Origin of the sequence: Tahibacter sp. (genome assembly GCF_032229445.1) — a bacterium.
GTDB lineage: Bacteria > Pseudomonadota > Gammaproteobacteria > Xanthomonadales > Rhodanobacteraceae > Tahibacter.
In genome coordinates this window covers 62,896-75,852 of record NZ_JAVTWC010000050.1, presented here as the reverse complement: position 1 = coordinate 75,852, position 12,957 = coordinate 62,896, and the positions used below count along the sequence as shown (strand labels likewise).

At 65.6% G+C, this 12,957-nt stretch carries 11 protein-coding genes; 10 read left to right on the top strand and 1 reads right to left on the bottom strand.

Annotation, left to right across the window (positions count from 1 at the left end; genetic code table 11):
• The 8 genes from RUU78_RS09795 to lpxC all read left to right on the top strand — a co-directional run.
• A partial coding sequence (locus RUU78_RS09795; protein ID WP_313916074.1) for an FtsW/RodA/SpoVE family cell cycle protein occupies positions 1 to 257 on the top strand: 257 nt, incomplete at its 5' end.
• Positions 254 to 1,342 (top strand): undecaprenyldiphospho-muramoylpentapeptide beta-N-acetylglucosaminyltransferase, encoded by a 1,089-nt coding sequence (gene murG, locus RUU78_RS09790; RefSeq protein ID WP_313916073.1) that lies wholly within the window; start codon positions 254 to 256, stop codon positions 1,340 to 1,342. The genes RUU78_RS09795 and murG, both read left to right, overlap by 4 nt.
• A complete protein-coding gene (gene murC, locus RUU78_RS09785) occupies positions 1,339 to 2,784 on the top strand; it encodes a UDP-N-acetylmuramate--L-alanine ligase (RefSeq protein WP_313916071.1) in 1,446 nt (481 codons plus the stop codon). Before murG ends, murC begins: the two co-directional genes overlap by 4 nt.
• Positions 2,784 to 3,716 (top strand): D-alanine--D-alanine ligase, encoded by a 933-nt coding sequence (locus RUU78_RS09780; RefSeq protein ID WP_313916069.1) that lies wholly within the window; start codon positions 2,784 to 2,786, stop codon positions 3,714 to 3,716. Before murC ends, RUU78_RS09780 begins: the two co-directional genes overlap by 1 nt.
• A complete protein-coding gene (locus RUU78_RS09775; RefSeq protein ID WP_313916067.1) occupies positions 3,713 to 4,486 on the top strand; it encodes a cell division protein FtsQ/DivIB in 774 nt (257 codons plus the stop codon). The genes RUU78_RS09780 and RUU78_RS09775 overlap by 4 nt, the downstream gene beginning before the upstream one ends.
• On the top strand, positions 4,483 to 5,718 hold the full coding sequence (gene ftsA / locus RUU78_RS09770; RefSeq protein WP_313916066.1) for a cell division protein FtsA: 1,236 nt from the start codon (positions 4,483 to 4,485) through the stop codon (positions 5,716 to 5,718). Before RUU78_RS09775 ends, ftsA begins: the two co-directional genes overlap by 4 nt.
• A gap of 197 nt (positions 5,719 to 5,915) precedes the next feature.
• Positions 5,916 to 7,091: a cell division protein FtsZ gene (gene ftsZ / locus RUU78_RS09765; RefSeq protein ID WP_313916064.1), complete on the top strand. Its 1,176-nt coding sequence runs from the start codon at positions 5,916 to 5,918 to the stop codon at positions 7,089 to 7,091.
• A gap of 322 nt (positions 7,092 to 7,413) precedes the next feature.
• Positions 7,414 to 8,325: a UDP-3-O-acyl-N-acetylglucosamine deacetylase gene (gene lpxC / locus RUU78_RS09760; RefSeq protein ID WP_313916062.1), complete on the top strand. Its 912-nt coding sequence runs from the start codon at positions 7,414 to 7,416 to the stop codon at positions 8,323 to 8,325.
• Between the two features lie 46 nt (positions 8,326 to 8,371).
• On the opposite strand, the gene RUU78_RS09755 is transcribed toward lpxC, so the two are convergent.
• Complete coding sequence (locus tag RUU78_RS09755) at positions 8,372 to 8,863, bottom strand: DciA family protein (protein ID WP_313916060.1); 492 nt, start codon at positions 8,861 to 8,863, stop codon at positions 8,372 to 8,374.
• Positions 8,864 to 8,897: 34 nt separating this feature from the next.
• Between RUU78_RS09755 and RUU78_RS09750 the strand changes: the two genes are divergently transcribed.
• Together RUU78_RS09750 and secA are read left to right on the top strand one after the other, a co-directional pair.
• Positions 8,898 to 9,839, top strand: a complete 942-nt coding sequence (locus RUU78_RS09750; protein WP_313916058.1) for a M23 family metallopeptidase — start codon at positions 8,898 to 8,900, stop codon at positions 9,837 to 9,839.
• A 157-nt stretch (positions 9,840 to 9,996) separates the two neighbouring features.
• Positions 9,997 to 12,726, top strand: coding sequence for a preprotein translocase subunit SecA (gene secA, locus RUU78_RS09745; protein WP_313916056.1), 2,730 nt, complete (start codon positions 9,997 to 9,999; stop codon positions 12,724 to 12,726).
• Positions 12,727 to 12,957 lie beyond the last annotated feature (231 nt).

Genomic DNA, 12,957 nt, shown 5'->3' with positions numbered 1-12,957 from the left:
TGAATTTCCAGGGCTATGTCGCGTTCGGCATCTCGCTGTGCATCGCGCTGCAGGCGCTGGTATCGATCGGCGTGAATCTCGGCGTGCTGCCGACGAAGGGACTGACCCTGCCGCTGATCAGCTCCGGCGGTTCGTCCGTGCTGATGACCTGCGCGATGATCGGCGTGCTGCTGCGTGTGAGCTACGAGCTGACCCGCGAGGAAGCGCAGAGCGTGGAAACGGCGCAGGCGCGCGTGCAGTCTGGAGTGTGGACATGAGCGCGCCATCGCAGGCCCCGGTGCTGATCATGGCCGGCGGCACTGGTGGACACATTTTCCCCGGCCTTGCCGTGGCCGAGGAACTGCGCGCGCGCGGTGTGCCCGTGCTGTGGATGGGCGCGGCCGGCGGCCTGGAAACCGAACTCGTGCCCAAGGCAGGCATCGCGATCGAGACGCTGGACATCGGCGGCCTGCGCGGCAAGGGCATTGCCGCGCAGCTCAGGGCGCCGCTGCGCATCGCGCGCGCCGTGCTGGCTGCGCGCCGCATGCTGCGCCGCTCGCGGCCGCGCAGTGTTCTGTCGATGGGTGGCTATGCCGCCGGTCCCGGCGGGATTGCCGCGTGGCTCATCGGCACGCCGCTGCTGGTACACGAACAGAACCGCATACCCGGCGCGACCAACCGCGCGTTGGCGCGCGTCGCGCGCCGTGTACTCACCGGGTTCGCCGATGCCTTTCCACAAAGCCAGAATTCAATCTGGGTAGGCAACCCCGTGCGTGCGACGATCGCAGCGATCCTCGCGCCGCGCGAACGCTTTGCCGCACGCAGCGGCCCGGCGCGCCTGCTCGTGCTCGGCGGCAGCCTGGGCGCGCAGACGCTGAACACGCGCCTGCCGCTGGCCCTGGCGCAACTCCCGCTGGACGCGCGGCCACAGGTGCGCCATCAATGCGGCGCGCGGCACACCGAGGCGACGCAGGCGGCATACGCGAACGCCGGTGTCGAGGCCAGCGTCGACGCCTTCATCGACGACATGGCTACCGCCTATGCGTGGGCCGACCTCATCGTCTGCCGCGCTGGCGCACTCACGCTGGCCGAGATTGCCGCCGCCGGCTGCGGCTCCGTGCTCGTGCCGTATCCGCACGCGGTCGACGACCACCAGACGCGCAATGCGGATGCCTTCGTCGGCCTCGGCGCTGCATTGCGCATTGCCGACGGCGACGCAACCCCGCAGCGCCTGTACGAGGAATTGAACGTCTTGCTCAACGACAGACAGCGCCTGCTCGCGATGGCGGAAGCCGCGCGCGGGCTGGCCCGGCCGGACGCCGCGGCCCGCATCGCCGCACAGTGCCTCGAGGTGGCCGTATGACGCCGCGCCGTCTCGGACCCCATGACGACATCATCCATGCTCTGCGACGCGTGCATTTCGTCGGCATCGGCGGCGTCGGCATGAGCGGCATTGCCGAGGTGCTGCACAACCTCGGCTACGACGTGTCGGGATCGGACAGGGCCGAGTCAGCCACGACGCGGCGCCTGGCCGGGCTGGGCATCCGCGTGGACAGCGGCCATGCGGTTGAACATGTGGAAAATGCCGATGCGATCGTTGTGTCCAGCGCGATCCGTGCGGACAATCCGGAACTGCTCGCCGCGCGCCAGCGCCGCATCCCCGTGGTGCCGCGTGCGGAAATGCTCGGCGAGCTCATGCGCTTCCGCCGCGGCATCGCCGTCGCTGGCACTCACGGCAAGACCACGACGACCAGCCTCGTCGCGAGCGTGCTCGCCGAGGCGGGCCTGGACCCGACTTTCGTGATCGGCGGCCAGCTCACGGCGGTGGCGGCGAACGCACGCCTGGGAACCGGCGAATACCTGGTCGCCGAGGCCGATGAATCGGACGGCTCGTTCCTGATGCTCTCGCCGATGATCGCGATCGTCACGAACATCGACGCCGATCACCTGGAAAACTACGAGGGCGATTTCGGCAAGGTCAAGAAGGCGTTCGCGGATTTCCTGCACCGCCTGCCGTTCTACGGACTTGCGGTGCTATGCATCGACAATGCCGAGGTGGCCGAGCTGGCCCGGGAAACCACGCGCAGCATCCTGACCTATGGCATAGCGACTGCGGACGCCGACGTGCGCGCAGAAAACCTGCGCCAACAGGGTGCGCAGATGTTCTTCGATCTCGTGCTGCCGGGCGCGGACACGGTCGTGCCGGTGATGCTGAATCTTCCCGGATTGCACAATGTGCTGAACGCACTGGCGGCGGCGGCGGTGGCCTGGCAGCTCGGCGTCGACGCCGCGGCAATCCAGCGCGCACTGGCGCAGTTCCAGGGCGTTGGCCGGCGGTTCCAGGCGCGCGGCGAGCTGATCCTGGACGAAGGCCGCGTGGCCCTCGTCGACGACTACGGCCATCACCCCAGCGAACTCGCCGCGGTGTTCGCCGCCGCGCGCGGCGGCTGGCCGGAGCGGCGACTCGTGGTCGCGTTCCAGCCGCATCGCTACTCGCGCACACGCGACCTGCTCGACGACTTCGCCAAGGTGCTCAGCGAAGTGGACATAGTCGTGCTGACCGAAGTCTATCCGGCCGGCGAAGCGCCGATCGCGAACGCCGACGCGCGCGCACTGGCGCGCGCGCTGCGCGCACGCGGCAAGGTCGATCCCGTGGTCATCGACCATCCGCGCGAACTGAAAGACGTGCTGCCCGCGCTGCTGCGCGACGGCGACCTTCTGCTGCTCATGGGCGCAGGCGATATCGGCGCGGCGGCGAGCGAGCTGGCCGCGCTCGGCGAACTGAAGACAAAGGCAACTCCCTGATGCGCATCACCGATCCCCAACTGTTCGGACGCGTTGCCGTGGCCCTCGGAGGCAATTCGGCGGAGCGCGAAGTCTCGCTGGCCTCGGGGCGCAATGTGCTCGAAGCGCTGCGTTCGCTCGGCGTCGACGCGCATCCGGTCGATGGCATCCCGGCGCTGCTCGATGCGCTGCGCGCAGGCCATTTCGCGCGCGTGTTCAACATCCTGCATGGCCGCGGCGGCGAGGACGGCATGCTGCAGGGCGCGCTGCAGGCGCTCGGTGTGCCGTTCACCGGCTCTGGCGTGCTCGGCTCGGCACTGACCATGGACAAGGTGCGCACCAAGGAGATCTGGGTTGCGAAGGGGCTGCCGACTCCGCGCTTCCACGCCTACCGCAAAGGCGAGGACATCGCCGCGGTGATCGCGGAGCTGCGCTATCCGGTCATCGTCAAGCCGTCGCACGAAGGCTCCAGCGTCGGCATCACGCACGTGTTCGACGACGCCGACCTGCCCGCCGCGCTGGAGCTGGCTTCGCGCTACGACGGCGAACTGATCATAGAGGAACTCATCGTCGGCGATGAGTTCACCGTCGCCATCCTCGACGGAGAGACGTTGCCCAGCATCAACATCGTGCCCAAGGGCGAGTTCTACGACTATCACGCCAAGTACGTTGCCGAGGATACGCAATACCTGTGTCCCGGCCTGCAGGGCGCGGCCGAGGAGGAAATGCGTGCGCTCGCGCTGCGTGCTTTCCACGCGTCGGGCGCCAGTGGCTGGGGCCGCGTCGACCTGATGCGCGACCGTAGCGGCGGCAACTGGCTGATCGAGGTGAATACGACGCCGGGGATGACCAGCCACTCGCTGGTGCCCAAGGCGGCGCGCGCGGTCGGCATCGAGTTTCCCCAGCTGTGCTGGCGAATTCTCGAAACCAGCCTCGGAGACGTCGCCGCATGAGTGCGACGGCAATCCAGCGTCTCCTCGCCTGGGCGATCGCGCTGACCCTGGTCGCGCTGCCCGTGGTCGGCCTGCTCAACGGCTGGTACGCGGCCGACCGCTGGCCGGTGCGGCAGCTCGAGCTGCAGGCCGAGTTCTCCAACGTCAGCGCCGAGCAAATCCGCGCCGCGGCGGCGCCGGCGATCGGCATCGGCTTCTTTGCGGTAGATCTCGCCGGCGTGCAGAAGAGCGTGGCGCAGTTGCCCTGGGTCGAAAAGGTCGAGGCACGCAAGCGCTGGCCCGACACGCTGGTGCTGCGCATCTACGAACAGCAGCCCTACGCACACTGGGGCGGCAGCCGGCTGATCAATCGCGAAGGCGAATTGTTCGAAGTGCCGGGTGCTTCCGAGATCCAGGGACTGCCACGGCTGGACGGACCCGACGAGCGCATTGCCGAGGTCATCGCGTTCCACAACGCCGTGCTGGCCGAAGCGGTGGGCAGCAGCCTGCAGATATCGGGCGTCAGCCTGAGCGCGCGCGGCAGCTGGACCGTTCATCTCGACAGCGGCGCCGACATCATCGTCGGCAACGAGCATGCGCCGGAGCGTCTGCGCCGCTTCCTGCAGATGTATCCGCGCGTGGCCGCGAGCGGCCAGGGCGCGTTCGAGTACGTCGATCTTCGCTACAGCAACGGCTTCGCGATGAAGTGGCCCGGCGCACCCGTCGCCGTACCCGCATCGGCGCCGCCTCCGCCCGCCACTCCTGATCCCGCGCCGGTGGAAGACGCATGAACCGCAAGACGGAAAAATCCCTGATCGTGGGCCTGGACATCGGCACGTCCAAGACCGTCGCCATCGTCGGCGAGTTTCAGCACGGCGAGCCGGTCGAGATCATCGGCGTGGGTTCGCACGCCTCGCGCGGGCTCAAGCGCGGTGTGGTCGTCGATATCGAGTCGACGGTGCAGTCGATCCAGCGCGCGGTCGAGGAGGCCGAGCTCATGGCCGGCTGCGAGATCCGCTCGGTCTACGCGTCGATCTCCGGCAGCCACATCAAGGACGACAACTCGCACGGCACGGCGCCGATCCGCGACAAGGAAGTGACCCAGGCCGACCTCGACGCGGTGCTCAATGCGGCCAGCGCGCTGGCGATCCCGGGCGACCGCTGGGTCGTCTACAAGGAGCCGCAGGAATACCTCATCGACGGCCAGGAGGGCATACGCCATCCGGTCGGGATGTCCGGCGTGCGCCTGGAAGCGAACGTGCACCTCGTCACCGGCGCGGCCAGCGCGGCGCAGAACATCATGAAGTGCATCCAGCGCTGCGGCCTGTCGGTCGACGAGCTCGTGCCTTCGGCGGTCGCCTCGGCGCGCGCGGTACTGACCCAGGACGAGCGCGAACTCGGCGTCTGCCTCGTCGACATCGGCGCGGGAACGACGGATCTGTCGATCTACACACAAGGCGCGATCCGCCACACGGCCGTGCTGCCGATCGGCGGTGACCAGGTCACCAACGACATCGCCCAGTTCGTGCGCACGCCGACGGCGAATGCCGAGGAAATCAAGATCCGCTACGCCTGCGCCCTGGCGCAGCTCGCCACGGCCGAGGAAACCATCCAGGTGCCCAGCGTCGGCGATCGCCCGCCGCGACGTCTGGCGCGGCAGACCCTGGCCGAGGCGGTGCAGCCACGCTACGAGGAAATCTTTGAGATGGTGCAGGCTGAGCTGCGTCGCTCGGGGCTGGAAGAGCTGACCCGGGCCGGCATCGTTCTGACCGGCGGTGGCGCCAAGATGGAAGGCGTGGTCGAGCTGGCCGAGGAACTGTTCCACATGCCGGTGCGCCTGGGCGTGCCGCAGCACGTCAGCGGCCTGTCCGACGTGGTTTCCAACCAGATCCATGCCAGTGGCGTGGGCCTGCTCCTCTACGGCGCCGGCCGCGAAGCCGTGCGCCGACCCGCGGGCGCCGGCGTCGCCCGCGTCGGCGGGCTCTGGGACAAGGTGATGCATTGGTTCAAGGGAAATTTCTGAACGGGTGAATCAAACGGCATTTGCTCAAAGCGGCGACGCCACGGCGTCGCCGGGTTGCAGCCCGCGGCAGGAAGTCGCGGTGCAGGGCGAAAGGCCCTGCAAGCGGAGAACGCGCCTGTTCTCCGACCGGTCGGCGGGCCAGGCAGGTCCGCGCGGCACACAAAACCAGCAGTTCATAAAACCGGAGGATGGGAGTCATGTTCGAATTCGTGGAAAAGATCGCGCCGAACGCGGTGATCAAGGTCATCGGTGTCGGCGGCGGCGGCGGCAATGCCGTCGCCCACATGGTGCAGCAGCACGTCGAGGGTGTTGATTTCGTCTGCGCGAATACCGATGCGCAGGCGATCAAGAACTCCGGCGCCAAGTTCAGCCTGCAGCTGGGCAGCAATGTGACGAAGGGACTCGGCGCCGGCGCCAATCCGGAAGTCGGTCGCCAGGCGGCGCTGGAAGATCGTGAGCGCATCGTCGAGATGCTGCAGGGTGCCGACATGGTGTTCATCACCGCCGGCATGGGTGGCGGCACCGGCACGGGCGCGGCGCCCGTGGTGGCGCAACTGGCCAAGGAACTTGGCATCCTCACGGTTGCCGTCGTGACCAAGCCGTTTCCGTTCGAAGGCCGGCGCCGCATGCAGGTCGCGCTCAAGGGCATCGAGGATCTGAGCCAGCACGTCGACTCGCTGATCACCGTGCCCAACGAAAAACTGCTGACCGTGCTTGGCCGCGACGTGACCCTGCTCAGCGCGTTCAAGCAGGCCAACGACGTGCTGCTCGGTGCAGTCCAGGGCATTGCCGACCTGATCACCCGTCCGGGCCTGATCAACGTCGACTTCGCCGACGTGCGCACGGTCATGTCCGAGATGGGCATGGCGATGATGGGCACGGGGTCCGCCAAGGGCGACGACCGCGCAGTAGCGGCCGCCGAGTCGGCGATCAACAACCCATTGCTGGAAGACGTCAATCTCGCCGGTGCGTGCGGCATTCTCGTGAATGTCACGGCGGGTCCGAACCTGACCATGCGGGAGTTCGACGAGATCGGCCAGGTCATCCACGGCTTTGCGAGCGAAGACGCGACCGTGGTCATCGGTACGGCGCTGGATCCGGAGCTGCAGGACGAAGTGCGCGTCACTGTGGTAGCGACCGGTCTGAACCGTGCGGCCATCCGCCAGCCGGTGATGACGCGTCGCGATGAGCCGCGTCCGCGCCTGGTGCTGCGTACGGGCACCGGCAATGAAGTCGTCGACTACGCCCAGCCCGCGGTGCGTGTGGCCGGTCCGGCGGCGCGCCAGGTCAGCGTCAGCGAAACGGCGGTCGCCGCGGAACCGGCAATGGACTACCTGGACATTCCTGCGTTCCTGCGGCGCCAGGCGGACTGACCGGGCGCGGAACGGGGTCCGCGCGTGGAAGGGCGACGATCCGCAGCACCCGCTGCGGCGTTGTCGCGTCGGTCGCGTAGGGGTTTTGCGCAAGAAAGCGTCAAAGGCAGGTGACGACAGGCGCCGTCATCGGTCATGCTACGTCCTCCTAAAGGCGATATGCCGACGGCATATCGCCTTTTTTATGCCCGATCGCACGGTTATTGTTGTATCCACGCCACAGGTTGTGGGTCCCGCGCATCGTTTTGCTTTTCTGTCATAAAGCCCTGTGCTAGCATCCGGACCGTTTTGTTGGCTCCTGCCCCAGGGGACAAAAGTAGAAATGATCAAACAACGAACGCTCAAAAATGTCATTCGGGCGACAGGCGTCGGCATCCACACCGGCGAAAAGGTCTATATGACCCTGCGCCCGGCGGCGGTAGACACGGGTATCGTGTTCCGTCGCGTGGATCTGAATCCGCCGGTGGAAATCCATGCCCGCGCGGAAAACGTCGGTGATACCAGCCTGTCCAGCACCCTGACCAAGGGAACGATCCGCGTATCGACAGTCGAACATCTGCTGTCGGCCATGGCGGGCCTGGGCATCGACAACGCCTACGTGGACCTGTCCGCTTCCGAAGTGCCTATCATGGACGGCAGCGCCGGCCCCTTCGTATTCCTGCTGCAGTCCGCGGGTATCGAGGAACAGGCCAAGGCCAAGCGCTTCATCCGCATCAAGAAGCCGCTGACCATTCAGGAAGGCGACAAATGGGCGCGATTCGAGCCCTTCGACGGCTTCAAGGTCGGCTTCTCCATCGATTTCAACCATCCGATCTTCACCGCGCAGACTTCTCGCGCGGAGATCGACTTCTCCACGACTTCGTTCGTGAAGGAAGTCTCGCGCGCGCGCACCTTCGGCTTCATGCGTGATATCGAGATGCTGCGCGAGCGCAACCTCGTCCTGGGGGGGTCGATGGACAATGCGATCGTCCTCGACGACTATCGCGTACTCAACGAAGACGGTCTGCGCTACGAGGACGAATTCGTCAAACACAAGATCCTCGATGCCATCGGTGACCTGTACCTGCTCGGACACAGCCTTATCGGTGCGTTCTACGGGCACAAGTCTGGCCATCAGTTGAACAATCAGCTATTGCGTAACCTGCTGGCGGATACCAGCGCGTGGGAAGAGGTTTGCTTCGACGACCCGGCCACGGCACCGATTTCCTACGCCCACCCTGCCCAGGCGATGTAGGAAGCAACACTCGCTACGGCCCTCAGCAAGCCGCAGCGCGGCGCGGTCAAGACTCCGCGTCATTGGAATCAGCAGTTTCGGCGAGGGACGCCATACTTAAGAACAGGGCCCTGAGTTCGGGGTCTGCCAGTGCGACCGCCGCCTTGCTCAAATGCGCGGCAGCGGTGTGGGAAAGCGGCTTCCGCCTTGCAGGCTCCGGGGGAACGGACGGCAAGGGTGCCACTTTGACGGCGAACGACTTGAAAGGCTGGCCCAGTGCTTTTTGCGCTTCGGCCAGGATCGGGGATTGGTGAAGCCTCAGCTTTGCCGCCCAGGTCGAGGAGTCCGCCAGAAAAACAACGCGACCCTGTCGCGCATCGGCCAGGCAGCAATGCAGGCGGAGCGCAGGGGGTAGCGTCAGGCGCAGACGAAGATCCAATGCTTCCAGCGCTCGCGCTCGCTTGATAAGCGACGCGACGGGGGAAGTCTCGCCGACCGGTTTGGGGCCGGACGGCGGGCGCCGCGATGTGGACGCGGTTGACGGTGGCTTTGTTTGCATCTCGGAAACCCAGGCAGAACTAGAACGAACCGGCATGAATATCATTATTGTCGCAAAGCCGCATGCGGTGCCGCAGACCATCGATCTCGGTTGCTGGCGTACCCGGCTGAAGTGTGGAGCGATACTTGGCTGCGCCGCCCTTGCTTGTGCTCTGCTGGGCGTCAGCGTGGCCTACAGCGTGGCCGGTCCGAAGACACGGACGCTGGCCGAAGTGCGGGAACTCAAGGAACAGAGCGACGCGCGCCTGCGCGAACTCGAACAGATCAAGCAAAGTACCCAGCGCGATCTCGATGCGCTGGCGGTCAAGCTCGGTGCCCTGCAGGCGCATGCGACCCGCCTCAATGCGCTCGGTGAGCGCCTGACCCGCGCCGGCAAGCTCGACGATGGCGAATTCAGCTTTTCCGAGCCGCCCGCGGTCGGCGGTCCCGAAGAACCGGAGTCCCCCGTGTTGCATGCGGTCGCACCGGAGCTGACCGACTCCATCGAAGAGCTGCATGGCCGCTTCGTGCGCCAGCAGGCCCAGCTCGAAGTGCTGGAGAACCTGCTGCTGGATCGCAAGATCGATTCCGACCTGCTGCCCAGCGGCATGCCGGTCAGCTCCGGCTATATCTCGTCCTACTTCGGCGGCCGTCCCGATCCCTTCAACGGCGCCAGCGCTTTCCACTCCGGCATCGATTTCGACGCCAACATGGGTGCGGACATCCACTCGGTCGCCGAAGGCGTCGTCACGTGGTCCGGCACCCGTCCCGGTTACGGCAACGTGGTCGAGGTCGACCACGGCAATGGCTATATGACCCGCTATGCACATAACTCCCAGAACCTGGCTCTGGTCGGCCAGCGCGTCCGCGTCGGCGAAATCATCGCCAAGGTCGGCTCCACCGGCCGCTCCACCGGTTCGCATGTGCATTTCGAAGTCTGGCTCAACGGAAAGGCTGTCAACCCGATCGCCTACGTGCGCAGCCAGCGCAAGGCCTGACAGCCGGGTCAGCCGTCCGCAGCCCTTGAATCCGGGGGCTGGCAACCCACCATGCTTTTCCCGACGCGGCCGCCGGCTTATCATCGGCGGTCCGCTCGTGCCTGCGCACCGCGCGGGCTTTGCGCGTTTCTCCCTTTCCTGCTGAGCGACTTACTCCATGTTCAACCGTCTGATGACGAGCCTTTTCGGCAGCCGCAACGATCGCGTGCTGCGCCAGCTCAACAAAGCCGTGGCACAGATCGCCACGCTCGAGCCGGCGATGCAGGCCTTGTCCGACGCGGAGCTGTGCGCTCGCACACAGCAGTTCAAGCAGCGTCTGAACGACGGCCAGACCCTGGAGCAGATCCTGCCCGACGCCTTCGCCACGGTGCGCGAGGCCTCGGTCCGCGTGCTGGGCCTGCGACCCTATGATGTACAGATGATCGGCGGCATGGTGTTGAACAACGGCCGCATCGCAGAAATGCGCACCGGCGAAGGCAAGACCCTGGTCGGCACCCTGTCGGTCTATCTCAACGCGCTCGAGGGCAAGGGCGTCCACGTGGTCACCGTGAACGACTACCTGGCCAAGCGCGACGCGGCGCAGATGGGCAAGCTGTACAACTTCCTGGGGCTCAGCGTCGGCGTGGTATGGCCGGGCATGAACCACAGCGACAAGGCCGCGGCCTACAACGCCGACATCACCTACGGCACCAACAACGAGTTCGGCTTTGACTACCTGCGCGACAACATGGCCTTGTCGAAGGAACAGCGCTACCAGCGCGGCCTGAACTACGCCATCGTCGATGAAGTCGACTCCATCCTCATCGACGAAGCGCGCACGCCGCTGATCATCTCGGGTCCTTCCGAGGAGTCGCCGCAGCTCTACGTCAAGATCAACCGCATCGTGCCCAAGCTCACGCGGCAGGAGAAAGAGGACTCCACCGTCGGCGACTACTGGGTCGACGAAAAGCAGAAGCAGGTGCACCTGTCCGAAGAGGGCATGGAGCATGCCGAGCAGCTGCTGCGCAAGGAAGGCGTGATCGGCGCCGATGAAGCGCTGTACGACGCCAAGCATCTGGTCGTGGTGCATCACCTCAACGCAGGGCTTCGCGCCAACACGCTGTACCAGCGCGACGTCGATTACATCGTGCGCGACGGTGAAGTCATCATCGTCGACGAGTTCACCGGCCGCACGCTCGCTGGGCGCCGCTGGTCCGACGGTCTGCATCAGGCGGTCGAGGCGAAGGAAGGCGTGCCGATCCAGCGCGAAAATCAGACCCTCGCCACGATCACGTTCCAGAACTACTTCCGCATGTACAAGAAGCTGGCCGGCATGACCGGTACGGCCGATACGGAGGCCTACGAATTCCAGCAGGTCTATGGCTTGGAAGTGGTCGTGATTCCGACCCACCGGCCGATGATCCGCAAGGATTCGCCCGACCTCGTCTTCCTCAAGCACGCGCCGAAATGGGACGCCATCGTCGAGGACATCCGCGACTGCCAGAAGCGCAGACAGCCGGTCCTCGTCGGTACCGCGTCGATCGATGCGTCCGAATTCCTTTCCAAGATGCTGCAGAAGCAGGGCGTCGCGCACGAAGTGCTCAACGCCAAGCAGCATGAGCGCGAAGCACATATCGTCGCCCAGGCCGGTCGTCCGGGTTCGGTCACGATCGCGACCAACATGGCCGGCCGCGGTACCGACATCGTGCTAGGCGGCAGCCTCGACGCAGAACTCGCGGAGCTGGCCGAGGACGCGACCGACGCCGAGCGCAATCGCATCAGGACTGAGTGGAAGAAGCGCCACGAGGAAGTGATCGCGGCCGGCGGCCTGCACATCGTCGGCACCGAACGCCATGAGTCGCGCCGTATCGACAATCAGCTGCGCGGCCGTTCCGGTCGCCAGGGCGATCCAGGCTCCAGCCGCTTCTACCTGTCGCTCGAAGACAACCTCATGCGCATCTTCTCGCCTGACTGGGTGACGAAGTGGATGCAGATCTTCGGCATGAAGGAAGATGACGCGCTGGAAGACCGCATGGTCAGCCGCCAGATCGAGAAGGTGCAGCGCAAGGTCGAGCAGCACAACTTCGACATCCGCAAGAATCTGCTCGAGTTCGACGACGTCGCCAACGACCAGCGCAAGGTCATTTACGAGCAGCGCAACGAACTGCTGGAGCAGGACGACTTCGCCGAGACGGCCGCCGCGATCCGCTCCGACGTGTTCATCGATCTGTGTCGTACGCACGTACCGCAGCACTCCATCGACGAGCAGTGGGATATCCCGGGCCTGCAGCGCAAGTTGACCGACGATTTCGGCATCGAGATCGACCTCAAGCGCTGGCTCGAGACCCAGGCCGAAGCCGATTCGGAAAACGTGCTCGAGTACGTCCAGACCGCGGTCGATCGCTATTTCCGCGAACGCGAAGCGATGCTCGGTTCCGAGGTCATGCGCGCGCTGGAGCGCCACGTGATGCTGAGCACCCTGGACAACTGCTGGAAGGAACACCTCGCCAGCATGGATTACCTGCGCCAGGGCATCTATCTGCGCTCGTACGCGCAGAAGCAGCCCAAGCAGGAATTCAAGCGAGAGTCGTTCGAACTGTTCCAGACCATGCTTGAACGCATCAAGCTCGAAACGACGACCCTGCTCGCGCGCGTACGCATCCGCAGCGAAGAGGAAGTGCAGCAGATCGAGGAACAGCAGCGCCGCCAGCAGCAACAGGCACCGCTGAACTTCGCCCATGCCGAAGCCAGCGGCTTTGCCAGCGAGGGCGAGGTGCTCGCGGCCACTGCAGCATCCGCTGCACCGGCCGTCGCGCAATTCAACGAAGGCCCGAAGGTCGGCCGCAACGATCCGTGCCCCTGCGGTTCGGGCAAGAAATACAAGCAGTGCCACGGTCGCCTGGCCTGAGTGCGTGCAATAGGGAAGCTCTGAACAAGTCTCGGAACTGACGCTCTTGTATTCAGCAGCAGATCTCCACGACCCCGCCCAAGGCCTGCTGCGCAGGCCTTGCGCCGGTCCGGCCCTTTCGGCATTCAGAGTGATCAGAACCTGCGGTTCTGAGCGATCACTCCTCGTCCCGGCCCGCTGGGCGTTCAGAGTGATCAGAACCTGCGGTTCTGAGCGATCACTCCTCGTCCC

Excerpts from the sequence above, each read along its gene's own strand:
- murG (WP_313916073.1), top strand. The coding sequence starts at position 254 with ATGAGCGCGCCATCGCAGGCCCCGGTGCTGATCATGGCCGGCGGCACT.
- murC (WP_313916071.1), top strand. The coding sequence starts at position 1,339 with ATGACGCCGCGCCGTCTCGGACCCCATGACGACATCATCCATGCTCTG.
- RUU78_RS09780 (WP_313916069.1), top strand. The coding sequence starts at position 2,784 with ATGCGCATCACCGATCCCCAACTGTTCGGACGCGTTGCCGTGGCCCTC.
- RUU78_RS09775 (WP_313916067.1), top strand. The coding sequence starts at position 3,713 with ATGAGTGCGACGGCAATCCAGCGTCTCCTCGCCTGGGCGATCGCGCTG.
- ftsA (WP_313916066.1), top strand. The coding sequence starts at position 4,483 with ATGAACCGCAAGACGGAAAAATCCCTGATCGTGGGCCTGGACATCGGC.
- ftsZ (WP_313916064.1), top strand. The coding sequence starts at position 5,916 with ATGTTCGAATTCGTGGAAAAGATCGCGCCGAACGCGGTGATCAAGGTC.
- lpxC (WP_313916062.1), top strand. The coding sequence starts at position 7,414 with ATGATCAAACAACGAACGCTCAAAAATGTCATTCGGGCGACAGGCGTC.
- RUU78_RS09755 (WP_313916060.1), bottom strand. The coding sequence starts at position 8,863 with ATGCAAACAAAGCCACCGTCAACCGCGTCCACATCGCGGCGCCCGCCG.
- RUU78_RS09750 (WP_313916058.1), top strand. The coding sequence starts at position 8,898 with ATGAATATCATTATTGTCGCAAAGCCGCATGCGGTGCCGCAGACCATC.
- secA (WP_313916056.1), top strand. The coding sequence starts at position 9,997 with ATGTTCAACCGTCTGATGACGAGCCTTTTCGGCAGCCGCAACGATCGC.